The 24,383-nt window shown below is 43.3% G+C and carries 16 protein-coding genes, 1 tRNA gene and 1 pseudogene; 4 read left to right on the forward strand and 14 right to left on the reverse strand.

Going from position 1 to position 24,383, the window contains the following annotated elements; translation table 11 throughout:
- From ppsA to AC07VD_RS13405, 4 genes and pseudogenes are all read right to left on the reverse strand, one after another.
- Window positions 1-2,929: pseudogene (ppsA, locus tag AC07VD_RS13390) on the reverse strand (plipastatin non-ribosomal peptide synthetase PpsA); the annotation flags it as partial.
- Window positions 2,930-3,303: 374 nt separating this feature from the next.
- Window positions 3,304-4,779 (reverse strand): D-alanyl-D-alanine carboxypeptidase/D-alanyl-D-alanine endopeptidase, encoded by a 1,476-nt coding sequence (dacB, locus tag AC07VD_RS13395; RefSeq protein ID WP_024573330.1) that lies wholly within the window; start codon window positions 4,777-4,779, stop codon window positions 3,304-3,306.
- Between the two features lie 33 nt (window positions 4,780-4,812).
- Window positions 4,813-5,790 (reverse strand): aldose 1-epimerase, encoded by a 978-nt coding sequence (gene galM, locus AC07VD_RS13400; RefSeq protein WP_124058181.1) that lies wholly within the window; start codon window positions 5,788-5,790, stop codon window positions 4,813-4,815.
- A 133-nt stretch (window positions 5,791-5,923) separates the two neighbouring features.
- Window positions 5,924-7,315, reverse strand: coding sequence for an MATE family efflux transporter (locus tag AC07VD_RS13405; RefSeq protein WP_004399508.1), 1,392 nt, complete (start codon window positions 7,313-7,315; stop codon window positions 5,924-5,926).
- A 285-nt stretch (window positions 7,316-7,600) separates the two neighbouring features.
- Here AC07VD_RS13405 and iseA point away from each other — a divergent pair, with 285 nt between their 5' ends.
- Entirely contained in the window at window positions 7,601-8,146 is a 546-nt protein-coding gene (iseA, locus tag AC07VD_RS13410; protein WP_014479968.1) for a DL-endopeptidase inhibitor IseA, read from the forward strand.
- Window positions 8,147-8,239: 93 nt separating this feature from the next.
- Here the strand turns inward: iseA and AC07VD_RS13415 are convergent.
- From AC07VD_RS13415 to AC07VD_RS13425, 3 genes are all read right to left on the reverse strand, one after another.
- Window positions 8,240-8,312 (reverse strand) — tRNA-Arg (locus AC07VD_RS13415).
- Window positions 8,313-8,364: 52 nt separating this feature from the next.
- Window positions 8,365-8,910 (reverse strand): site-specific integrase, encoded by a 546-nt coding sequence (locus AC07VD_RS13420; protein WP_003231473.1) that lies wholly within the window; start codon window positions 8,908-8,910, stop codon window positions 8,365-8,367.
- A 317-nt stretch (window positions 8,911-9,227) separates the two neighbouring features.
- Window positions 9,228-9,458: an excisionase family DNA-binding protein gene (locus tag AC07VD_RS13425; protein WP_003231472.1), complete on the reverse strand. Its 231-nt coding sequence runs from the start codon at window positions 9,456-9,458 to the stop codon at window positions 9,228-9,230.
- Between the two features lie 184 nt (window positions 9,459-9,642).
- On the opposite strand from AC07VD_RS13425, the gene ggt reads away from it, so the two are divergent.
- A complete protein-coding gene (gene ggt / locus AC07VD_RS13430) occupies window positions 9,643-11,406 on the forward strand; it encodes a gamma-glutamyltransferase (RefSeq protein ID WP_024573328.1) in 1,764 nt (587 codons plus the stop codon).
- 163 nt (window positions 11,407-11,569) lie between these two features.
- Here ggt and yofA read toward each other — a convergent pair whose 3' ends face one another.
- A complete protein-coding gene (yofA, locus tag AC07VD_RS13435; RefSeq protein ID WP_217018463.1) occupies window positions 11,570-12,427 on the reverse strand; it encodes a LysR family transcriptional regulator YofA in 858 nt (285 codons plus the stop codon).
- A gap of 128 nt (window positions 12,428-12,555) precedes the next feature.
- On the opposite strand from yofA, the gene AC07VD_RS13440 reads away from it, so the two are divergent.
- On the forward strand, window positions 12,556-13,545 hold the full coding sequence (locus AC07VD_RS13440) for a zinc-binding dehydrogenase (RefSeq protein WP_124058185.1): 990 nt from the start codon (window positions 12,556-12,558) through the stop codon (window positions 13,543-13,545).
- A 56-nt stretch (window positions 13,546-13,601) separates the two neighbouring features.
- Here the strand turns inward: AC07VD_RS13440 and gltD are convergent, their stop codons facing one another.
- Window positions 13,602-15,083, reverse strand: coding sequence for a glutamate synthase small subunit (gene gltD, locus AC07VD_RS13445; protein ID WP_212130377.1), 1,482 nt, complete (start codon window positions 15,081-15,083; stop codon window positions 13,602-13,604).
- A 16-nt stretch (window positions 15,084-15,099) separates the two neighbouring features.
- On the reverse strand, window positions 15,100-19,662 hold the full coding sequence (gene gltB / locus AC07VD_RS13450) for a glutamate synthase large subunit (protein ID WP_217018455.1): 4,563 nt from the start codon (window positions 19,660-19,662) through the stop codon (window positions 15,100-15,102).
- A gap of 146 nt (window positions 19,663-19,808) precedes the next feature.
- Between gltB and gltC the strand changes: the two genes are divergently transcribed.
- Window positions 19,809-20,711, forward strand: coding sequence for a glutamate biosynthesis transcriptional regulator GltC (gltC, locus tag AC07VD_RS13455; RefSeq protein ID WP_004399246.1), 903 nt, complete (start codon window positions 19,809-19,811; stop codon window positions 20,709-20,711).
- A gap of 50 nt (window positions 20,712-20,761) precedes the next feature.
- Here gltC and proB read toward each other — a convergent pair whose 3' ends face one another.
- From proB to AC07VD_RS13475, 4 genes are all read right to left on the reverse strand, one after another.
- Entirely contained in the window at window positions 20,762-21,877 is a 1,116-nt protein-coding gene (gene proB, locus AC07VD_RS13460; RefSeq protein ID WP_217018453.1) for a glutamate 5-kinase, read from the reverse strand.
- A complete protein-coding gene (gene proC / locus AC07VD_RS13465; protein WP_217018450.1) occupies window positions 21,874-22,767 on the reverse strand; it encodes a pyrroline-5-carboxylate reductase in 894 nt (297 codons plus the stop codon). The genes proB and proC overlap by 4 nt, the downstream gene beginning before the upstream one ends.
- Window positions 22,768-22,914: 147 nt before the next feature.
- Window positions 22,915-23,283 carry a replication termination protein gene (rtp, locus tag AC07VD_RS13470; protein WP_003220337.1) on the reverse strand — a complete coding sequence of 123 codons (369 nt, stop codon included), beginning with the start codon at window positions 23,281-23,283 and terminating at the stop codon, window positions 22,915-22,917.
- Between the two features lie 297 nt (window positions 23,284-23,580).
- Entirely contained in the window at window positions 23,581-24,297 is a 717-nt protein-coding gene (locus tag AC07VD_RS13475; protein WP_004399223.1) for a 3-ketoacyl-ACP reductase, read from the reverse strand.
- Between the last annotated feature and the right edge of the window lie 86 nt (window positions 24,298-24,383).

Genomic DNA, 24,383 nt, shown 5'->3' on the forward strand with positions numbered 1-24,383 from the left:
CGTCCTCCCACAGCTGAGAAAGCTTCATCTCAGTCACGTTTCTCGGCGCTGTGTAGGTCTCCGCATCTGCCGCTCCGCCAGGAGCTGGCAGGGCGTTTCGGTCAAGCTTTCCGCTTGGCGTAACAGGCCACTGTTCCATCTCTATCATATAGGCTGGGATCATGTAGCCCGGCAACAGTCTCTCAAGCTGTGCCCGCACTTCGTTTCTTTGGAGCCCTTCTATATAAGCGCATAATTCCGGCTCGCCGCTGTCTGTCCGTATGGTAACGGCCGCCTCCCTTACGCCTTCTATATTTCTTAGTGCCGCTTCAATCTCTCCCGGCTCAATCCGGTAGCCGCGAATTTTTACCTGATCATCCAACCGTCCCAGGAATTCAATATTCCCGTCAGGGAGCCAGCGCGCCACGTCTCCTGTTTTGTACATGCGTTCCCCCGGGTAAAACGGGTCTTCAAGAAAACGCTCCTCCATTAATGCCGGCCGATTCAAATAACCTCTGGCAACACCCGCTCCGGCAATGTACAGTTCGCCGGCGACACCGGAAGGCTGTACGGCTAAATGCGGATCTAAAACATACAAACGCGCACCGGGTACGGGCTTCCCAATCGGAATCCGCAAGCGGTCCCTGTCCCGTTCTGGATCCAATACGTAAAATGCCGCGTCTACCGTTGCTTCTGTCGGCCCGTAGCCATGGATTAATGAGACCTGCGGCAATACAGAAGCAAAATGGGCTGCCGTACGCGGCGCAAGCGGTTCACCTCCGGCGAATACACGCTTCAGGCTTGTCTCGTCACCGAGCGCTAACATTTCCGCTTGATCGAGAAAGCTGTTCAGCATAGCCGGAATAAAATGAGCCGTTGTCACGTTTTCCTGATGAATGGCTTGTACGATCAACGCGGGGTCTTTTTCCCAGCCGGGCGGAAGCAGATACGCCGAAGCACCGGAAAGAGTCCACCAAAACAGCTGCCACACAGACGCATCAAAGGAAAAAGAGGTTTTCACCATGACAATGTCATCTTCCGAAAGCGGAAACTGGTGCTGCATGCCGGTCAGAAAAGGAACAGCCTGGCGGTGCTCAACAGCTACCCCTTTTGGCTGCCCGGTGGATCCCGACGTATAAATGACATAGGCGAGAGATCCGTCGCTAACAGAAGCAGACACATAACGTTTTACTTCTTCACGCTCAAGAGATGTCATGTCCACTTCAAGCATTTCGCCAGAAAAGTTCGGTGCGGAGCATCCCGGCTGTGTCAGCAAGAGCGATGCCCCGCTGTCTTTCAGCATGTAGCTCAGCCGCTCCTTTGGATACGCAGGATCAAGCGGCAAATACGCCCCGCCGGCCTTCAAGACAGCAAGGACAGCGATCAGCATGTCAGGTGAGCGTTCAGACAGGACACCGACGATACTTTCGTTTGTGACGCCGCGTGCCGTAAGGTGCGCAGCCAGCCGGCTGGCGTACATATCAAGCTCAGCGTATGTCAGCGAACCGCCTGAAAAGCGAATGGCCAGCCGCTCCGGTGTGAAAGCTGCCTGTCGCTCAAACAGCTCATGCAGGGTGAAAGCTTTAGGCGAAACAGCTTCCGTCTTGTTAAACTCATACAACAATTTTTGCTTTTCTCTTGTATTCGTCATATCTAATTCTCTTATAAAGCTGTGCGGATGTTGAAGGGCGTTTTCCAGTATGGTAAGCAAATGAGATTGTATTCGTTTAATATCCTCAAGAGAAAACAAGGTATTTTGATAGTCGAAATTTAATTGAATGGTTCCATTGTCTATCCGTTCTTGTATTTGAACTGAAAGCTCGTTCGCGGTGTATCCGCTGAAATAAAGCGCTGTTTCATAGTCAAAATCATCTGCATTATGCCACTGAAGTGGCTGATACTGCATAGATATACCGATAAGGTTGTGTAAATCCTTCTGTTCATTTCTTAATTCATTTACAAGCAAATTATAAGGAAATCGTTGATGACGCATAACAGAAAGCTGTTCCCTGCCTATTGTGCGGACAAAGGAAAGAAAATCTGTGTCAGGATCAACCGTTATTCTGATTGGAAGAGAACTAACGAACATGCCGAGCATTTCTTTTTCAGCCTTTGACCCTCTGTTGCCATAGTAGGTGCCAATGGCAAGATCTTTTTTAGAAGTGATTCGGCTGATGCATATGTAAAATGAAGCCATAAATAAGGAAATGATATTGATCTTGTGTTCTTCGCAGAAGATTCGAATCGTTTGCTCTAGATCAGGTGAAAGAATGATGGTGTCTCTGGATGCAGATGTGCTCTGTTTTTGTAAGGACGTCTGGTCGGCTAACGAGTGGTATTCCAACGGGTGCTCAAAGGTTTGCGTCCAAAATAAACGGTCCTTTGCAAACCGCGGAGATTGTAGATATTGACTCTCTTTTTCGATGTAGCTCAAGTAAGAAGGTTCCGGCTGATCAGGTAAAGGATCTTTCTTTTTTATTTTTTGATAAAGATCTATAATTTGATTTCCCATCACGTTTAAAGAGATTCCATCCATTATGATATGATGGAATTTCGCAAATAGCCAAACTTCATGAGAGTCAATTCTAAGGAGGTAAAATTGATAAAGAGGCGAGTTGAACAGTTTAAATGGAATGCTCGCTTGATCCTGAATCCATTGCTCTATTTCTATCATTTCAACATTTGAAAAATCAATTATTCTAAGTGGATAATATTTATATTCAGTAAGGTGCAATCGCGGCTCAAGCTCTTCTCCTTCTAACAGCTGAAATCTAATGGCGTCGTTGCGGGAGATGGAATGATTCAGCGCTCCTTCCAGAGTATCAAGCTCAATATTGCCTTTGAATTTCACACAGGCTGTGAGATTGCAAATGCTGGTATCTGGCTCCAGCAGTTCGGTAAACCACACTCTCCTTTGGGCATGGGTTAAAGAATAAGTATGTTCGCTCAACGGATTCCCTCCAGTTCTCATAATAAGAGGATAAGAAAAAGTAGAAAAAAGCAGAAAAATGACAATAAAAGAAATTATATGACTATATAATCCATATATGCACTATATTAACGGATATTTTTTAAAGTACAATAAAAAACATTAAATTTTTATAACATTTTTTTGAATATAGTATTATTTCTTTATTTTTCGTTTCTTTTTTTATCAAATTTCCGGATATAAAGTGATAAAAGTATTGTTTTACATAAGGTCTTATACACTACTTTTTAATCGAACTAATTTGCTTTTGTGCATCATTCTTCTAATTATTGGAAGGTTCGACAAAGACAGACATAAAAAAACCTGTTTTCTCATGGAAAACAGGTCTGCCGCTATTATTGATTTGCCAAAATGACAGCGATTTGATCCTCAATATCTTTTCCATCCTCTTCATCAATCAATCCATTTAGAAGAATAGAGAAAACAAGTTTTTTTCCGCTCTTTGTTTCTGCGTACCCCGATAGAGAGCTTACCGTACTGAGCGATCCGGTTTTTGCTCTTACTTTTCCTTGTGCAGGAGTGTCTTTCATGCGGTTTCTCAGCGTTCCGCCCACCATTCTGTCAGGATTCCCCGCAACAGGTAAAGAATTTAGATAAGCCGAGAACCAACTCTGATCCTGAATGTCATATAACAGCTGTGAAAGTTGATCTGAGGATACAGCATCAATATGTGAGATTCCTGATCCGTCCCTTAAGACGAGTGATTTAGAATCAACACCAAATTCCGGAAGCGTACTGTTTAACACTTCGAGCCCCTTTTCCCAGCTCCCTTCTCCTTTTTTCACTTTCCCCATCTCTTTTACGAGCACTTCGGCATGTCCGTTATTACTTAATTTCATGAACGGCACAAAAAGTTTCGATAAAGGCATTGAGCGATGAGAGAGCAGCACATCTGAAGAACTAGGTGCTTCACCCGTCTTGATGTCCCCTTTCACAGTAATTCCTTGTTTTTTTAGTGACTGCTTAAATAAATCTAAGGCATATCCGGCAGGCTCCCAGACAGAAATCCATTCCTTTGTCTTGTTTGCGTCAACCGGTACGCTCCCTTCAATTGTAATCGTGTTTGTTCCATGCTCTCTTTCGATTGTGAGGTCTTTCTCTGAACCGGCAGCAGTCGTTTCAGCATCGTTCTTTATCGTTATATAATCGGTTTTCGGAGAGACAGACACGGCAGGCTCTTCCCCTTCTTTTTGATTTGGGGTGACTTCAACAATCACAGTGCCTGCATCATAGTCTTCGTTTGGAGACGCTGTTAGAGCGGAGATTGGCGCGCCATAATATGTGTATTCATCGCTCCAAGGCATATCAGGTGATAATCGCATGTCATCATGCCACGTATCATCACCGATCAGATTGCCTTTAATTACTTTTACGCCGGAATGTTTCAATTTCTCAGCCATTTTGTCAAAATCAGATGGTAAAAGTGTCGGATCGCCTTTCCCTTTCAAATAAAGGTTACCATTCAGCTTTTTCCCTTTCAGTGTTCCATCCGTCCGGACCTCGGTTGTAAAAGAATAGTTCTCGCCAAGGACAGAAAGTGCCGCGGCCGCTGTCAAAAGCTTTAGAGAAGAGGCAGGCCTCATTCGGGTGTCTCCTGAATGTTCATATAGAACAGCACCTGTTTCCGCAGAGCGAACGGTGATGCCGGCCATTGCGCCTTCGAGGGCAGGATGATCAGCTAAAATCTTATCGATCTGCCCGGAAAGTGCATCTTGTTTTTCAGCGGCAAGCGCAGCCTGATGCATATAAGGCACCGAAGCAACGACGAAAAGCAGTAAAACAGCAACATAAAGCTTTATGCTTTTTTTCATTAATTTCCCCGCCTCTCTGCGCTTCATCATTGGCTATTGATGATTCAGTTCAATGGTGATACTGCTTTTAGCTGTTGTTTCTTCTCCCGGCTCCAGCACTTGTAAACCAGTGAGTGACGAAGGTAAATCAAGATTCACTGCGTTTGTCACCCATGTGTAAGGTTCAGGGCATAAATACCCTTGTTTTCCGTCAGCATTGTATACAACCCAATGTTTAAACTGTTCATCTGCCTTATAAATAATGCTGATATGTGCATGCTGATGATAAATGACTGCCTGGTTTTCTCCGCCCCTCTTCTGATAAGAAGATAAAAAGACATCATCCAGCTGCTTGTGGCGCAAATCCATTCCTTCATGCAAAGCTTCTTTATTCGGTACATCCATCAGTTTCCCGGTCGGCAGCAGGCGTTCATCCAACTCCCATTGCTGATCTGCTGTCAGGGAGAATAACGAGCTTTCTGCCGGAAACACAAATGTAGTATGATAACCAATTCCCCAAGGAAACGCTTCCTTTCCTTTGTTCATGACCGTCGCATGTTTAAATAGAGTATTCCCTTTTACCGTGTATGTCATCCGAACGACGGCATGGTGAGGAAATTGCTTATACACATGGGGGAGCTCAGAAAGATCAATTTCTGTTTCAACAATCACTTCTTCATCAGTTTTCTTCGCGGTCACTACGTTCCACTTTTCATGGTAAAGAAACCCATGAAGATGGTTGTGTTTATCCTTCTCGTTGATATCAAAATGATACGTTCTGCCCCGGAAACTGAATGTACCGTCACTTATGCGGTTAGGCGGGAACAGGATTGGAATGCCATACAATGTTGGTGTGTCGTGAAAACTTTCTGCTGTTTCCGGTTCACGCAAAAGCTGGACTTTTGTTGTTTTGTCCACGAGAGAAATGACGTTGCTCCCCCACTCAGGGACAACAATCATTTCTAGATATTCGTTGCCCGCTTTGATGGCCGGCGTTCCCAAATACGTGATTTTCTCAATAAAGTTTGCCATGTTTACTCAACCTCTCCTTGATTCATTGCTAGTATAAGAATTCAATGTACTGTACCATATTTCCTCCATTTTATATTTTCCCCTATCAAATAAAAAAACACCGTTCAAACTTATGAACGGTGTGATTCGAAGGCTATTGGATGAGACGTGTGATTTGTTTCTTTTTCCAGACGAATTGATAATACCCATAAATCAACAGCAAGCTGACGGCAAACGCAGCTGGATAACCGACCCAGACGCCGAGTATTTCAAGCTTTGTATAGTGAGAAAGGACGAAAGCGACAGGCACCTCTACTCCCCAGATTGCAAAAATACTGATGACGGTCGGCCATAAAACCGTTCCGCTTGCCCGCATCGTTGCAGAAATAATTTGGGCATTTCCAAACAGCAAATAGCTCCACAATGTAATCATCAAAAGACGGTGCGCAATGTAAAGCGTCTCTTGCTCGGTTAAAAATAACGATAAAATCTGATGTGAAAAAACATAGATCAGAATGATCAGTACGCCGCCAATGATATAATTCAGCCAAATCCCCACGCGAATGACCTGCTTTAAGCGGTCAAACTCGTTCGCTCCGATGGATTGCGCAGCGAAAATAGAAACCGCAATACCAAGGCTGACGGCCGGCATCTGTACATAGCTGGCCACCTGGTTGACCACTCCGTATGCAGCTGTTGCATTAGAGCCGTAATGATTGACGAATGAAATAACCGCTATCTCTGATAATGAGACAAGAATCATATTGATGCTTGCTGGGACCCCAAGACGCAGCAGGAGAACCAGCAGTTCCTTATCCATTTTCAAATAACGACGCACTGTTTTATCAAATTGCAGCGGGTGTTTTCGCTTTCGTAAATACACCATTAACACGAGAAAAGTCGCAATCGTGGAAATGACAGTTGCATATGCCGAGCCGTATATGCCCAGTTTCGGAAAACCAAACATGCCAAGGATTAAGACAGGCAAAAGCGCAATGTTGATAACCGTGCTCACAATCAGCGTATAAAACGGTGTCTTGGAATCTCCTGTTCCGCGCAAAAAGGTAGTATAAGCAAAATATAAAAACATAAATGGCATAGCATAAAATAAAATACGTGCATAGTTAGCGCTGACATGAATGACATTTTCAGGTGTTCCCATTAAACGAAGAATATCGAGGGTGAAAATACTGCCGATGACGGCTAACACAACGCCTAATAAAAATGTAAACGTGAGCGTCGTCCCGACAACAGCCTTTAGCCGTTCCTCATTTTTCGCTCCGTAAGCTTGTCCGATCAGAATCGAACTTCCTGAACCGATCCCAATCGTAAATGAGATTAAAAGAAAAAATAACGGGAAAAAGGATGATACAGCTGCCACTGCATCAACACCGAGCCATCTGCCTACAGCCATCATCCCGACTAGCTGGCCGACTGATTGCAGCACATTGCTCAGCAGAAGCGGCACTAAAAAGAGTGACATCGACCGCCAAACTGATGGTTTGCTTTTCTTTTGAGTTACAAGAGGTTCTTGTGATGTTTCCATATTAAAGGACTCCTTTATTTGAAATCGTTTTTAAACATGCCCTCATTTTTTGACAAAAACAGGATATGTAACATGTTATTATTCATCACTGCACATATGAAACCCTTCCCGATTCTTCTAATTTTACACATCTTTTTAGCTTATGAAGAATAAACTAGCAAGTAATGGCGTATTTTTTGTGAGTAAAAGAATAAAAAATAATTTATGAAAAAGTATTGTAATCTATCCGTAATTATTGTAACATTTGTAACATAAGAGAAAGAGATTTTGAAGGAGAGAGCGATAATGAAAAAATGTCTTCTATTTCTAACAACCATTGCACTTATTCTGTCATTAAGCACAAATGCATTTGCGAAAAATACATCAGGCGATTTATCACAAAAACAAGCATTACAGTTGGCATTATCCGCTAGAGAACATTTTTGGAACACCATGAGCGGCCACAATCCAAAGGTGAAAAAAGCAGTTTGCCCATCAGGCACATTCGAGTATCAAAATCTTCAATATGTATACATGTGCAGTGATCTAGGCACTAAAGCAAAAGCGGTGAATTACTTAACTCCTATTTTTACAAAAACAGCAATCGAAAAAGGCTTTAAAGATTATCATTTCACTGTTTCAAAAGGAAAGCTTGCTGTTCCAATCGGTGACGGAGACAATCTTTTGAATTGGAAAAAATCAACTGCTAAACTGGTCTCTAAAAAAGGCGGCACAATCACATACGAATTTACCGTCCCTACATTAGACGGATCCCCTTCTGCAAAACGGAAAGTGACATTCGTGAAAGAAAATAAAAAATGGAAAGTCAATCAATTTGACGCAGTTATATAAGAAAAACGCCCGGTATAAGCGGGCGTTTTTTATTTGGTTTGCATAAAGAAAGACAACAGGCGAAAAGTGCCTGTTGTCTTTTTGTGAATATAACGCTCTAGGAGAGATTCGAACTCCCGACCTGCAGTTTAGGAAACTGCTGCACTATCCGCTGTGCTACTAGAGCTTTTGGTATTTATATAGTAGCTCTGATGATCAATATTTTCAAGCGATTTGTATTAAAGCCCTCCAAAAACCTTATACGCGGCTCTTGTCGTATCTTCATCAATACCGATATAGCGCATTGTAATTGATGGTGATGAATGATTCAGTATTCTCTGCAGCTCGGCGATGTCTTTCGTTCGCTGATAAAAATGATAGCCAAACGTTTTCCGGAGTGTATGCGTCCCTATCTCCTCAAGTCCGCACGCCGCAGCGGCCTCTCTTAAAATTCTGTAGGCTTGAATGCGGGAAATCGGCTTCCTGGTCCGCACTGATTTAAAAAGATATTCGTTTTCCTTCATGTCTTTCGTATACTCGTATATTTCCTGTTTCAGCGATTCTAAAATAAGAATCTTTCTTTTCTTTTTCGTTTTGCTTTCAGTCGCCCATAAATGATCTTTATTTTGAACGTCCTTCACTTGCAGCGGCAGAATATCAGAAATGCGGAGCGCGCTGTTGATGCCGAAAATAAACAGAAAATAATCCCGCTTGTTTTTGTTAAGCAAATACTGTTTGACTTCTTGGATTTTCTCTAGACTGCGAATCGGCTGTACAATATGCATCAAAAAACTCCTTAAAAACCGTTATGTAACGTTTTGAGATCTATGTTACTATTATAGCTGAAAAACGTTGAATGTCAAAGTGCGGCGGCATTTATGTAACATAATATACATAGTGTTACATAATCTTTTAAAGTAGCTTCTTCAAACCTTCACCCTATAAAATAAGCTTTAAAGCCTCTTATAAAGCTTTTAACCTCTTGGATACTTATCCCCCTACTGATCACCAAAAAACCTCTTAAAACGAAATCTGAAGCTCCCAATTTTCTGGAGCTTCCGCAAAAAAACATACAAAAAAAGACACAATTTCAAATTGTGTCCTAATCCTCATCCTTTACATCAATATCTTCCGGGATTGGTTCATTTAATATTTCCTGCACAAGTGCTTTGTAATTCTCCAGCTGTTCGAGATGCGTTTTGAACTGCTCCTTATAAATCAAAAATTGCTCCCCGTCATGAACGGCTCTGATTTTCCCTTCGAGCACCAAGCTTTTAATATAATCCTCTGAAAGATTTGTATATTCTGCTGTTTCTTCAATCGTTAAATACATATAGCAGTCCCTTCTTAATCCGTATGCTGATTCTAATATAGCACATGGCTCATATCAATATAATCAATTTTGCACAGAAAAACGGCTTTATGCACTATATAATATACCATTTGTCACTTGTGAAAACGCTGTAATTTTTTTACGCTAAGATTGTAACAATACAGCTTCATATAGGAGGGAGAACATGAAAAGAACGTGGAACGTCTGTTTAACAGCTCTGCTTAGTGTTCTGTTAGTCGCTGGAAGTGTCCCTTTTCACGCGGAAGCTAAAAAACCGCCCAAAAGCTACGATGAGTACAAACAAGTAGATGTTGGAAAAGACGGCATGGTTGCGACCGCACATCCTCTTGCTTCTGAAATCGGTGCTGATGTGCTGAAAAAAGGAGGAAATGCTATTGACGCAGCGGTTGCCATTCAATTTGCACTCAATGTAACAGAGCCGATGATGTCAGGTATTGGCGGCGGCGGTTTTATGATGGTGTATGACGGAAAAACGAAGGATACAACGATAATCGACAGCCGTGAGCGTGCTCCAGCAGGCGCAACTCCTGATATGTTTCTGGACGAAAACGGAAAAGCAATACCTTTCTCTGAACGTGTAACAAAAGGTACTGCCGTTGGTGTTCCAGGCACTCTGAAAGGGCTGGAAGAAGCCTTGGATAAATGGGGAACCCGTTCGATGAAGCAATTAATTACCCCTTCTATTAAACTCGCTGAAAAAGGCTTTCCGATTGATTCTGTGTTGGCAGATGCCATTTCTGATTATCAGGAAAAACTTTCACGGACTGCCGCAAAAGATGTATTTTTACCAAATGGCGAACCGCTTAAAGAAGGAGATACCCTTATTCAAAAGGATTTGGCTAAAACATTTAAGCTTATTCGCTCCAAAGGCACTAACGCTTTTTATAAAGGAAAATTCGCCAAGACGCTTTCTGACACTGTCCAGGATTTCGGCGGATCAATGACAGAAAAAGATTTAGAAAATTACGACATTACAATTGATGAACCGATTTGGGGAGACTATCAAGGCTATCAAATCGCTACTACTCCTCCTCCAAGCTCCGGCGGTATTTTCTTATTGCAAATGCTGAAAATCCTTGATGATTTTAACCTTTCACAATATGATGTCCGCTCATGGGAAAAATATCAGCTGCTTGCTGAAACGATGCATTTGTCTTATGCCGACCGTGCGTCTTACGCAGGTGATCCCGAATTTGTAAATGTTCCTCTCAAAGGCTTGCTTCACCCCGATTATATTAAAGAACGCCAGCAATTAATCAACCTAGATCAAGTGAATAAAAAACCGAAAGCCGGTGACCCTTGGAAATACCAAGAAGGATCAGCAAACTATAAACAAGTTGAACAGCCGAAAGACAAAGTAGAAGGCCAAACAACCCACTTTACAGTTGCTGACCGTTGGGGAAATGTCGTTTCCTATACAACAACAATCGAACAGCTGTTCGGAACGGGTATTATGGTCCCTGATTACGGTGTCATCCTAAACAATGAATTAACGGATTTTGATGCGATACCAGGCGGAGCTAACGAAGTACAGCCAAACAAAAGGCCTTTAAGCAGCATGACCCCGACGATTTTATTTAAGGATGACAAGCCTGTCCTCACTGTTGGATCTCCTGGCGGGGCGACAATTATTTCATCCGTTTTGCAAACCATTCTCTACCACATTGAATATGGTATGGAATTAAAAGCAGCTGTTGAAGAGCCGAGAATTTATACAAACAGCATGAGCTCTTACCGTTACGAAGACGGAGTTCCTAAAGATGTCCTCAGCAAGCTAAACGGGATGGGCCACAAATTCGGCACAAGTCCGGTGGATATCGGAAACGTGCAAAGCATATCGATCGACCATGAAAACGGCACCTTTAAAGGTGTAGCTGATTCAAGCAGAAACGGAGCGGCGATCGGCATTAATTTAAAACGTAAATAAATAAAAAAACTGTACTCGCTTCAAATGAGTACAGTTTTTTTATGCAGATCTTTAATAACAACGGGCATTGCTGATGCTCTGTATCCCTGATTGCAATCCAAAATGACAGAATGATGACTGCTTCTTTGACAAACGTCTTTATTCTGCTAATGCACGTCTATCTTCATCTTTTCATTTCGTTTATCTCATCAAGAAATGTCTGAAACGCACTCGTAATAAAAAAGTCTTTCCTGTATATAAAGACGATCTCTAAGTCTTGATATGCTGGCGGCAGTTTATGAATCCATACATTTGTACGATGCTCGGAGCCGTCAACAGCGGACTTTGGGAGCAGCGCCGTACCCATCCCGGCGGAAACACCTTTTATAATAGCCTCCAATGTGCCAAACTCTATGATTTTTTGATTGTGTATGCCTGCTTCCTCTAGTAATCTTTTGACCCTGTCACGATGAGAACAGCCAGCCCCAAAAAAGAGCATCGGCTGCTGAAGCATGTCTTCTGCCGTCCCTTCTCGTGATGAAATCAAAACTAATTCATCATGGGAAACATGGAGTTGTCTAACTGCAGCGTGTTCAACCGGCCCATATACAAAAGCGCCATCAACTTTATGATCAAGAACCTGTTGAATCAAATGATGCGTATCCGCTGTGTTCACTGATAAATCCACTTCAGGAAAACGCCTGAGGAAGGATGCTGCATGCTCAGGCAGATGCGTTACCGCCGTCGTTTCCAGTGATCCGATCCGCAAAGGCCCTTTTGGTTGCCTGCTCATTCGGGTCGATTTTTCAGCTTTGTCTAACAGCGATAATACTTGATCTGCATATTGTAAAAGATTTTCTCCTGCAGTAGTCAGCTTCATCCCCCGATTCGTTCGATGAAAAAGCCTGATATTCAAATCTTCCTCAAGGTTATGCACTCTGGCTGTCACATTCGACTGAACATAATTCAGCATTTGGGCTGCTTTCGTTATGCTTCCTTCGCGGGCGACAGCCTGAAAAATCTTTAAATCTCCGCTTTCCACGCGCTCTCACCTGCTTGCTATGATGAAAAGTGATATTGGCTATCATATTTGTTCATTTTACTCGAAGAAAACCGCTATGTAAAATATGTAAAGATATGAAAATACAATTCAATGAGGAGGCAGACAGCATGAAAGCTGTAATTCACAACGGAAAAGCCGGCCTTCAGGGGTTATCAGTCGAGGACGTTCCATCAACAAAGCCTGGATACGGAGAGGTAAAGGTTAAATTAAAATCCGCGGGCCTGAATCATCGTGACTTGTTTCTTATGAAAAACAAATCGGAACAAGATCCTCACATGATACTGGGTTCTGACGGCGCGGGTATCATCGAAGAGATTGGTGAAGGCGTGAAAAATGTTACTGTTCAGACAGAAGTAGTCATTTTCCCGACATTGAACTGGGATTTAACAGAGAATGTACCACCTGTACCTGAGATTCTGGGAGGTCCTTCGGACGGAACACTTGCTGAATATGTGATCATTCCTTCACAAAATGCAATCAAAAAACCTGCTTATTTATCTTGGGAAGAAGCGGGCGTTTTACCTTTATCCGCTTTAACTGCATATCGGGCTTTGTTTACAAAGGGGCAATTAAAAAAAGGCGAGCATCTATTGATACCCGGCATCGGCAGCGGTGTGGCAACCTATGCTTTATTTATGGCTAAGGCGATTGAGGCAACAGTAAGCGTGACCTCCCGCAGTGAGGAGAAAAGAAAAAAGGCGCTGCAATTAGGTGCTGATTACGCATTTGACAGCTACAGCAATTGGGATGAGCAGTTGCAGGGAAAAAAGGCGGATGTTGTTCTTGACAGCATAGGACCTGCTCTCTTTTCGGAATACTTCCGCCATGTAAAACCAAATGGCCGTATTGTCAGCTTTGGGGCAAGCTCAGGGGATAATCTCAGTTTTCCGGTGCGTTCTCTATTCTTTCCTCAGGTCAATGTTTTGGGAACCTCGATGGGAAGCGGTGAGGAATTTCAAGCTATGCTCGCTTTCATTGACAAACATAAGCTGCGGCCTGTAATTGACCGGATATATCCTTTAGAAAAAGCATGTGAAGCATATAAAAGAATGCAGGAAGGCAGACAGTTTGGAAACATCGGGATCGTAATGGAATAAAAAAAGAAACCGGCTGGCAACCAGACCGGTTTCTCTTATATGATAATCCCCTTTATTTACGGAAGAACTGAACTCCCCATCAAATATCGATCCACTTCACGCGCCACTTCACGGCCTTCATTAATCGCCCATACGATTAAGCTTTGGCCTCTTCTTGCATCCCCTGCGGCGAATACACCATCGATATTTGTTTGATAATCCCCATATGCTGCACTGATTTTGTTATTTACTGAATCAACACCGAACTGTTTCAACAGCGGCTGTTCTGTGCCTTCAAAGCCGATAGCGATAAAGACAAGCTGAGCAGGCCATACTTTTTCCGTTCCAGGCAGCTCGCGGAACTCGTATTTTCCATGCTCATTTTTCACTTTTTCCATTTGGATGGTATGAAGCTCTTTCAGCTTTCCGTTTTTATCCGCAACCATTTTTGTCGTTTGAATGGAGTATTCTCTCGGATCTCTTCCGAATTTTGCTTCTGCTTCCTCGTATGCATATTCAAGTGTAAAGACGTGTGGCTGTTCAGGCCACATATTGTCATTCGTGCGGGTTGGCGGAAGTTTCGGGTGTTTGCCGAATTGGTGCACGCTTTTGGCTTTTTGACGCAGAGCAGTAGCCACACAGTCAGCTCCTGTATCTCCGCCTCCGATTACGATGACATCCTTCCCTTTGGCATCAATGAATTGCTTGTCTTTAAAATTAGAATCTAAATAGCTTTTTGTTGCAAGTGTCAGGTAGTCCATCGCGTAATGGACTCCTTTTGAGTCGCGTCCTTCAATTAAGAGGTCCCGCTGTTTTTGAGCGCCTGTGCATAGGATCACAGCATCAAATTGCTCCTTTAGCTCATCAGCTGTAATGTCAACACCGATTTCTGTGTTCGTGACAAAATCAATTCCTTCTTGCGTCAGCAATTTAATTCGGCGTTCTACAATGCCCTTCTCAAGCTTCATGTTTGGAATGCCGTATGTTAAAAGGCCGCCCGCTCTGTCTGAGCGCTCAAAAACAGTGACGGAATGTCCCGCTTGATTCAGCTGGTCAGCACTCGCCAGTCCGGCTGGGCCCGACCCGACGATAGCCACTTTTTTGCCTGTTCGTTTTTTTGGAATTCTAGGTTGAATCCAACCGTTCTCAAATCCTTTATCGATAATGGTCCGCTCGATGTTTTTAATTGATACGGCCGGATCTGAAATCGCTAAAGTGCATGATCCTTCACAAGGAGCGGGGCATACCCGCCCTGTGAATTCAGGAAAGTTGTTTGTTTTCAACAGACGTTCCAATGCTTCCTTCCATCTGCCCCGGTAGACAAGATCATTCCATTCAGGAATTAAGTTGTAAATCGGACAGCCGGATGTAAATCCGTTAATGTCCGCACCGATCTGGCAAAACGGTGTACCGCAATCCATGCACCGCGCCCCTTGCCGTTTCGATGCTTCTTCTGAAAAAGGAGCAGAATATTCTTTCCAATCCTTTAAGCGAGTGAGAGGGTCCCGCTCCGCAGGTTTTTCTCGTTTGATCTCCATAAATCCAGTTGGTTTCCCCATGTTCCTCTCCCCTTCCTTACTGTACTACCGCTTGTTTTTGTCCCGATGCTGCTGTATTCTGCTTTGGCTTCGTGTTGGCCTCAAAAGCGAACATGATGGCTTCTTCATCTGATAAACCTGCAGCTTTTTGCTCTTGGATGCTTGCGAGCATTTGTTTATAGTTTTTCGGAATGACTTTGACGAATTTTTTCACACTGTCTTCCCATTGATCAAGCAGATCTTCTGCTTTTTGGCTGTTTGTATACGCAGTATGTCTTTCAAGCATTGCTTTGATTTGCTGGATTTCTTTCTCATCCTCTAATGATTCAAATAAAATCATCTCAAGGTTGCATTTGCGTTTAAACGCTTTGACATCTTCGGCCAGTACATAAGCGATTCCGCCGGACATACCTGCCGCAAAGTTTTTGCCTACTTCACCGAGAACGACAACGCTGCCGCCAGTCATGTATTCACAGCCGTGGTCGCCAATGCCTTCTACAACTACGTTCACACCGCTGTTTCGAACGGCAAAGCGTTCACCAGCACGTCCGTTAATATATGCTTCTCCGCTTGTCGCACCGTAAAAAGCCACGTTGCCGATAATGACATTGTCATCCGAAGCAGAGTTGAATCCTTCTGGTGACTTGACAATGATTTTTCCGCCAGAAAGCCCTTTTCCGACGTAATCATTTGAGTCTCCGTCCAAATAAAGCGTCATCCCTTTAGGAACGAAAGCTCCAAAGCTTTGGCCGGCTGATCCGGTAAATTGCAGCTTGATTGTATCTTCAGGAAGCCCTTCATCTCCGTAGCGCTTTGAGATTTCACTGCCGGTTATCGTTCCGGCTACACGATTTGTATTATTGATTTCAATCGAAATATCAGCTTCTTTTCCAGATTCGATGGCTTCTTGTACAGCCGGGAGAATTGTTGTGATATCAAGCGATTGATCAATTTTATGATTTTGCGGAGATTGGAATGTCCGCACTCCTTCAGGCTGATAAAGAAGTGTAGACAAATCAAGCTGGCCTGCTTTCCAGTGCCCCTTCGCCCGTTCACTTACATGAAGTACATCAGTGCGGCCGATCATTTCATCAAATGTCTTGAAGCCTAACGCAGCCATGTACTCACGAACTTCTTCGGCAATGAACAGCATATAATTCACAATATGATCAGGATCTCCCATGAACTTTTTGCGAAGCTCTGGATTTTGTGTCGCTACACCGACAGGGCATGTATCCAAATGGCAGGCACGCATCATGACACAGCCGAGTACAACTAACGGAGCTGTTGCAAAACCAAATTCTTCGGCGCCGAGCAAGGCAGCCATCACAACGTCGCGGCCCGTCATAAGCTTTCCATCTGTTTCTAATACAACACGGTCACGAAGTCCGTTCAGCATTAATGTTTGATGTGCTTCTGCAAGGCCAAGCTCCCATGGAAGCCCTGTATGTTTAATACTGGTTTTCGGAGAGGCACCTGTACCCCCGTCGTACCCGCTGATCACAATGACATCTGCAGTCGCTTTGGCAACACCTGCAGCGATTGTTCCTACACCTGCTTTTGACACCAGCTTTACGCTGATTCTTGCGTCACGGTTGGCATTTTTCAAATCGTGGATCAGCTGGGCTAAATCCTCAATCGAATAAATGTCATGGTGTGGTGGAGGTGAGATTAATCCGACACCTGGCGTTGACCCGCGGACATCGGCAACCCATGGATATACTTTGTTGCCAGGCAGCTGCCCGCCTTCACCCGGCTTAGCACCTTGAGCCATTTTAATCTGCAGCTCATCAGCATTGACGAGGTAATGGCTTTTGACACCAAACCGTCCGGATGCAATTTGTTTGATCGCACTTCTTCTATCATCGCCGTTCTCATCTGGAACAAAGCGTTTGGGATCTTCTCCGCCTTCACCGCTGTTGCTTTTTCCTCCAAGACGGTTCATTGCGATTGCCAAAGCTTCGTGCGCTTCCTTACTCAAGGACCCGAATGACATCGCACCCGTTTTAAAGCGTTTGACAATCGATTCAGCGGATTCAACCTCCTCCAACTTCAAAGGCTTGTGGTTTCCGTCAAATGCGAACAAGTTCCGCAAAAATCCGATGCGTTCTTCATCAGCCGCTTTTGTATACTGTTTAAACAGATTGTAATCATTTCTGCGGCACGCCCATTGCAAAGTATGAATCGTTTTCGGATTAAACGCATGATGCTCTCCGCCATTTCTCCATTGGAAGTCACTTCCCGGTTCAAGCGTTTTGCTGTAATCATCCTGATACGCTTCCCGGTGGCGGCGCTGTGCCTCTTCTGCAATTGTTTGTAAATCGATGCCGCCTAGCTGTGATGCAGTACCTGTGAAATAGCGGTCGATTACATCGCGGCTGATTCCTACTGCCTCAAAGATTTGGGCGCCTCTGTAGCTTTGCACAGTTGAAATTCCCATCTTAGACATCACTTTTACGACGCCCTCTGTAATGCTTTTTCCATATTTACTGACCGCTTCTTCATAGCTGATATCCAAACGGCCTTCATCAATTTCTTGCTTGTAGGTCGCATAAGCGAGATAAGGGTTAATCGCATCCGCGCCATAACCGATTAATGCTGCAAAGTGATGCACTTCACGCGCTTCTCCCGATTCCACAATAATACTGACCTTCGTACGCAGCCCTTTGCGGATTAAATGCTGGTGCAGCGCGCTTACTGCCAGAAGCGGCGGAATTGGTGTCAGTCGTTCGTTCATCTTTTTGTCTGATAAAATTAACAAACTTACGCCTTGGCTGATGGCTTTCTCTGCTTGTGTGAACATGTCCTTTAATCCGCGTTCAAGATCCTCTGAAAACAGCACATCAATTTTTTGGCTTTTTAAATCAGGATGAACAATCGTTTTCAATGCGTAAAACTGTTCATTGGATAAAACAGGTGTATACAGTTTAATCCGGCGAACATTTCGTTCACTCGGATGAAGAAGATCGCCTTCCGCACCGAGCCAAGTCATCGTTGAAGTGACAAGCTGCTCACGAATCGCGTCGATTGGCGGGTTCGTTACTTGTGCAAACAGCTGTTTAAAGTAGTTAAACAGTGATTGCGCTCGGTCAGAAAGTACAGCAAGCGGAGCGTCATTCCCCATTGAACCAAGGGGATCTTTGCCTTCTTTAATAACAGGAATTAGATACTTTTGGATATCTTCATATGTGTATCCGAATGCCTTCTGGCGAGTAAGAAGATCACTAAATTGTTCTTCTTCTCTTGACTCCGGATCAGGATTCACTTGTACGAGCTCTTCTTCAAGCCATTTTTGGTACGGATACTCAGTTGCAATTTGTGTTTTGACTTCTTCATCGGAGATAATACGGCCTTCTTCCAAGTCGATTAAAAGCATTTTCCCAGGCTCAAGGCGGTTTTTATATAAAACGTTCTCCTGTTCAACTTCAATAACGCCTACTTCAGATGAGAAAATAATATAATCATCTTTTGTGACATAATAACGGGCCGGACGGAGACCATTCCGGTCAAGGATCGCCCCGATTTGTTTACCGTCAGTAAATGAAATAGCTGTCGGTCCGTCCCAAGGCTCCATCAGGGAGCTATGGTACTCGTAGAACGCCCTTTTTTCCTTGGACATATGCGTATTTTCCGTCCAAGGCTCTGGAATGAGCATCATTGCCGTATGTGCCGGTTTGCGTCCAGCCATCACAAAAAACTCAAATGCGTTATCCAAAATGGAAGAGTCACTGCCATCAGCATTGAGAATCGGCAAAATCTTGTTTAAGTCCTCACCGAAGCTTTCAGAAACAAATTGCTGCTCACGTGCTCTCATCCAGTTGATATTTCCGCGAAGGGTGTTAATTTCACCATTGTGAACCAAATAGCGGTTAGGATGCGCTCTTTCCCATGTAGGGAATGTGTTGGTACTGAAGCGTGAATGAACGAGCGCAAAAGCAGAAACGAATGCTTCGTCTTGCAGATCAGAATAAAATGCATCAACCTGTTCAGGTGTTAAAAGGCCTTTGTAAACAATGGTCTGGCTTGAAAAACTGGCAAAATAAAAATCAAGACCTTCCGTTACTCCCCAATTTTCAGCCTGTTTACGAATGACATACAATTTTCGTTCAAAAGATAAATTGTCCTTTAGATCAGAACTTGCGCCGATAAATACCTGACGGACAAACGGACAGCTTTTTTGCGCCACTGTTCCGATTTTTCCGACATTTACAGGTACAGTTCTCCATCCAAGAACGACTTGGCCTTCTTGTTCAATCAGTGCATTGATTTGCTTTTCAATTTTTTTTCTTTCATCTTCTTTCTGTGAGAAAAAGACCATTCCTACCCCGTAACGTTCTTTTTCTGGCAGATTGATGTCTTTGCACTCTTTTCTAAAGAAAGCATCAGGGATTTGAACCAGTAAGCCGGCTCCGTCTCCTGTATCCGGATCACTGCCTTGCCCTCCTCTATGGTCTAGCTGGCAAAGCATCTTAAGTCCTTGTTTGACAATGTCGTGAGTCTGCTTGCCCTTTAAGTGTGCATATAGGCCGATTCCGCATGCATCATGTTCAAATTCAGGACGGTAGAGACCTTGAGCTTTTGGCATTTGATTGTACGTCATAATTCCTCTCCCCCGATCAATTTCCGATAATACCGGTCATAAAATCTAACAACTCTATAATCATTGTAGGTTTTCAAAACGATATAAACAATATATAATTTAGATCAAAAGAATCTCAAAATGAGATAGATGGATGTGAGACAAACATGGAGCTGCGCCAACTGCGTTATTTTATGGAGGTGGCTGAAAGAGAACACGTTTCAGAAGCCGCTGATCATTTGCATGTGGCCCAATCAGCAATCAGCAGACAAATTGCCAATCTTGAAGAAGAATTAAATGTGACCTTATTTGAGCGTGAAGGGAGAAATATCAAACTCACGCCAATCGGAAAAGAATTTTTGATTCATGTGAAAACGGCGATGAAAGCCATTGATTATGCGAAAGAACAAATTGATGAGTATCTTGACCCGCATCGCGGAACGGTAAAGATCGGCTTTCCTACAAGCCTCGCCAGCCAGCTTTTGCCGACTGTCATTTCAGCGTTTAAAGAAGAATATCCGCACGTCGAATTTTTGTTGCGCCAAGGCTCCTATAAGTTTCTGATTGAAGCTGTCAGAAACCGCGATATTGATCTGGCCTTATTAGGGCCGGTGCCGACGAATTTCTCTGACATAACGGGAAAAATATTATTTACTGAAAAAATTTACGCGCTTGTTCCATTAAATCATCCGCTTGCTAAACAAAAAACGGTTCATTTAATCGATTTGCGCAACGACCAATTTGTATTGTTCCCGGAAGGATTTGTACTTAGAGAGATGGCAATTGATACTTGCAAACAAGCAGGCTTTGCTCCTCTCGTTTCCACGGAGGGTGAGGATTTGGATGCTATCAAAGGGTTAGTGTCCGCAGGAATGGGCGTTACCCTTCTGCCTGAAAGTACTTTTGCTGAAACAACACCTCGTTTTACTGTGAAAATTCCAATTGAGTTCCCTCAAGTAAAACGGACTGTCGGAATCATTAAACCGAAAAATAGAGAGCTTGCGCCTTCTGCGAATGATTTTTATGAGTTTGTCATTCAATTTTTCTCTAAGCTGGAGCAGTATCAATAAAAAAATGAACCCGAGCTTCTATATAGAAGCTTCGGGTTTTTTTCTGCAAATTAATTTACAGGTAAAGAAAAATCCACATGGCAAACAAATGCTTCTTGATCAATTAGAGCTCTGTTTGTCAGTTCCTTTTTCTTTTCCGGTTCTTGAAGCTGTACAGAAGAGTAATTGACGATTCCAAGGCCGATTTCCGTCCCTTTTGAATTCATCAGCCGAACAACTGAACCGCTTTTGAATTTCCCTTTAATCTTCTGTACACCGTCCAGGTATAAACTCGATTGGCCGTTTGTTATTTTTCGTGAACAATCATCTGATAAAATCATTTCACCTTCCGGGCCGGAATTAAAAGCGATCCATTGCTCCTTTTGATTCAACGGAAGCGTTCCTTCTGCTTCAAAATAGGTGCCTTCCGCCTGTTCATGAACGGCGTGGTATAAAATATCGCCGGCATCTGCCTGACCTAGGAAACCTTTAATGCCAGACGCCATTACGATTTTAAACGCATCAAGCTTAGAACGCATGCCGCCGGTGCCAACGATGCTTCCAGTGTCACCTGCGCATGCTTCGATGTCAGGTGTTATTTCACTTACCCGCTGTATCCTTTTCGCTTCTGGATTTGTGCGCGGATTGCCGTCATATAATCCGTCTATATCTGATAAAATCACAAGCATATCTGCATCAATCAAACCTGCGACTTTTGCCGCGAGCGTATCATTGTCGCCAAACTTGAGCCGATTGACAGTAACTGTGTCATTCTCGTTTATGATCGGGATAATGCCGCGCTCGAGCAGTACATTCATTGTATTCCTGACATTGTTGTATCGATATTCATCAGAAAAATCGCTTCTCGTAATTAAAATTTGGGATGCGACATAGCCGTGTGCCAAGAACAGCTTTGAATAAGCCTCCATCAGCAATCCCTGGCCGATTGAAGCTGATGCTTGTTTTTCTGGAAGCTTCTCGGGCCTTTGGATAAATCCGAGCTTCCGATATCCTGCCGCCACTGCGCCTGAGGAAACCAAAATCACTTCATAACCGGCGTCTTTGAGTTTGACGACCTGGTCGACCAACGCTTCTAATTTTCGAATGCTGATTTCTCCATGAAGGCTTGTTAATGAACTGCTTCCAATCTTCACAACGACTCTTTTCATGCTTGTATCAGGCGTCACTTTATCACTCCTGATAGCGGCGTTGCAGTTTTTTCGATATCTTCGCTGATTTCCTTTGAACGCTTAGCCGCATGCTTTATTGCTTGAGAAATCGCTTCTCCGCCGCCGCTTTTTTTCAAGGCTTGCAGCCCCGCTGCTGTCGTTCCGTTCGGTGACGTGATATTATCTCTTAAGATCTCAGGATGTTCTCCTGTTTCCATGAGCATTTTTGCGGCACCTAAAAGTGTCTGTGCGCCGATGCTTCGAGATAACTGTTTATCGAGGCCCGCTTCCTCGCCTGTCTTTTCAATGAATTCCATTAAATAATAAAAATACGCGGGGCCGCTGCCTGCAATTCCGGTGAATATATCCATTTGATTTTCTTGGATTGTATAGACTTCGCCCATGCATCCGAGCAATGCTTCGGCCAGCTTCTTCAGGTCTTCCGACACATATTTGCCAAGGGCAATAGCTGTTGCAGAAGCGCCAATCATACTGGAAGTGTTGGGCATCACTCTGACAACCGGCTGTTCATTAAGCAATGATTGTTCAATAAAAGAGGTGGTTATGCCGGCAAGGACCGACAATATTAATTGATGGGGTTGAATACGTGATTTTAGTGATGACAGAGCGTTTTCGGCGTCTTTTGGCTTCATTGCCAAAATGAGCACATCCATGTCTTCAATACATAGTTGGTTCGGCAAGGCGCCTTTGATTCCATATTGAAGTTCAAGTTCAGTTAATCGCTCTGTATTGCTGCGGTTTGTTACGCAGATGTTTTGTTTCGGGATTTTGTTGGCACGAACGATACCTGATATCATTCCTTCCGCCATAGATCCTGCTCCTATAAAGGCTACTTTCTTTTGATCAAAGATCGGTAACATCTCCTTTGTTCGCTTTTTTGTTCGCATTTTCACACGTTTAAAATGTTACCACGTGAGGAAATGATGTCAAGTTTGAAGGTCATCATTGATTTGTATTGTTTCTTTTCGACAAATATGTATAATGAAAAGCAGAAAACACCCGGTTCATACTGCTGCGCCGGGTGTTTGTTTCTATTAAAAATTATCTGAGAGAGCTTTTTCAATCAGTTTTTTACAGCGATCCAGCTCTACCTTCAGCTGTTTTTTATATAGCTTGGCAGCTTCGTAATCTTTAAATTGATAGAGGACGACTTCCTGGAGCTTAGCCCCTTCTTTTTTTACTTTAATTTGTTTTAATATCCCGTCATCAAGAAGCTCATGCAAAGACCGGTATACTTCTGTATGATTTGGTTTAAAACCAATCTCTTTAAATTCAGACCGAAGTACTTCAAGCAGCTTTAACCCATAGAGTCTCTCTTGCTCTGTCATCGTTATCATATAAAGCTTCAAAAATGCGCGCTGTTTCACTAAAAAGCCTGTTGAACTCCTTTTTTCTTCTTTCATCATATGCACTCCTTCTTCTGTCACTGACAACACTATGTACTAAATATTCAATTTTCTTTTATTGTTTTCCTTCTTTATATTAAAGACTGATAGTCCAGTCATTTCATGTTTACTGATTATAGGTGTAGTGGAAAAAATAAATTCCAACTGAACATTTGGTACATAGTTTTCTTAGTTCTATTATAGTCTGCACTCACTGCTATCTTCAATTTAAACGATTGTCAGGTTTACATATCGCATTTTACCGGTACGGATTTCATTCAAATAAAAAACCTGTCTTTCGACAGGTTTTCATTTTTAAGGATTTGTTGACCATAATCCCGCTGTTTTGATGAAAATGCGTGGATCTAATTTCAATTGTGCCACCATGTACTCAGCAAGATCCTCAGGCTGCATAACTTTTTCAGGGTTACCGTCTGTTAAGTTCAATTCGATAGACATATCACTAGCGACAGTGCTCGGCGTTAACGCACTGACTCTGATATTATGTTTTCTCACTTCTTGCATAAGAGACTCTGTTAACCCGAGAACGGCAAATTTAGAAGCGCTGTAAGCACTTGTTACAGCTGCTCCTCTTTGGCCCGCTGTAGATGAAATATTAATGATGTCTCCGGCTTTGCGTTCGATCATTTCCGGAAGCACCGCGCGCGTGACATGGTACACACCCATTAGGTTGACTTGAATAATATTTTCCCACTCATCGGCTGACAGATCTAAGAAACCGCCAAATTTGCTGATGCCGGCGTTATTAATGAGGATATCGATATCACCAAGCTGTTCCTTCACTTGAGCTACAGCTTGATTAACCTGATCGGCATCTTTTACATCTGCAGCAGCAAATGCAGCTTTTACACCAAGCGCTTTGACTTCTTCAGCCACTTTTTCTACATTAGCGGAAGTCCGGCCAATTAACCCGATATTCACGCCTTCTTTGGCAAGCGCCAGAGCAGTAGCGCGGCCAATTCCTCTGCCTCCGCCTGTGATTAGTGCAGTTTTATGTTGTAAACTTTGCAATTGAAGCACCCTTTCTTTGTTTACATATGTACGATATCACATTATAAGTACAATACATCCAATACGCAAATCAAACGAACTGTGTA

This window comes from Bacillus sp. GW821-FHT01G09, from assembly GCF_059422205.1.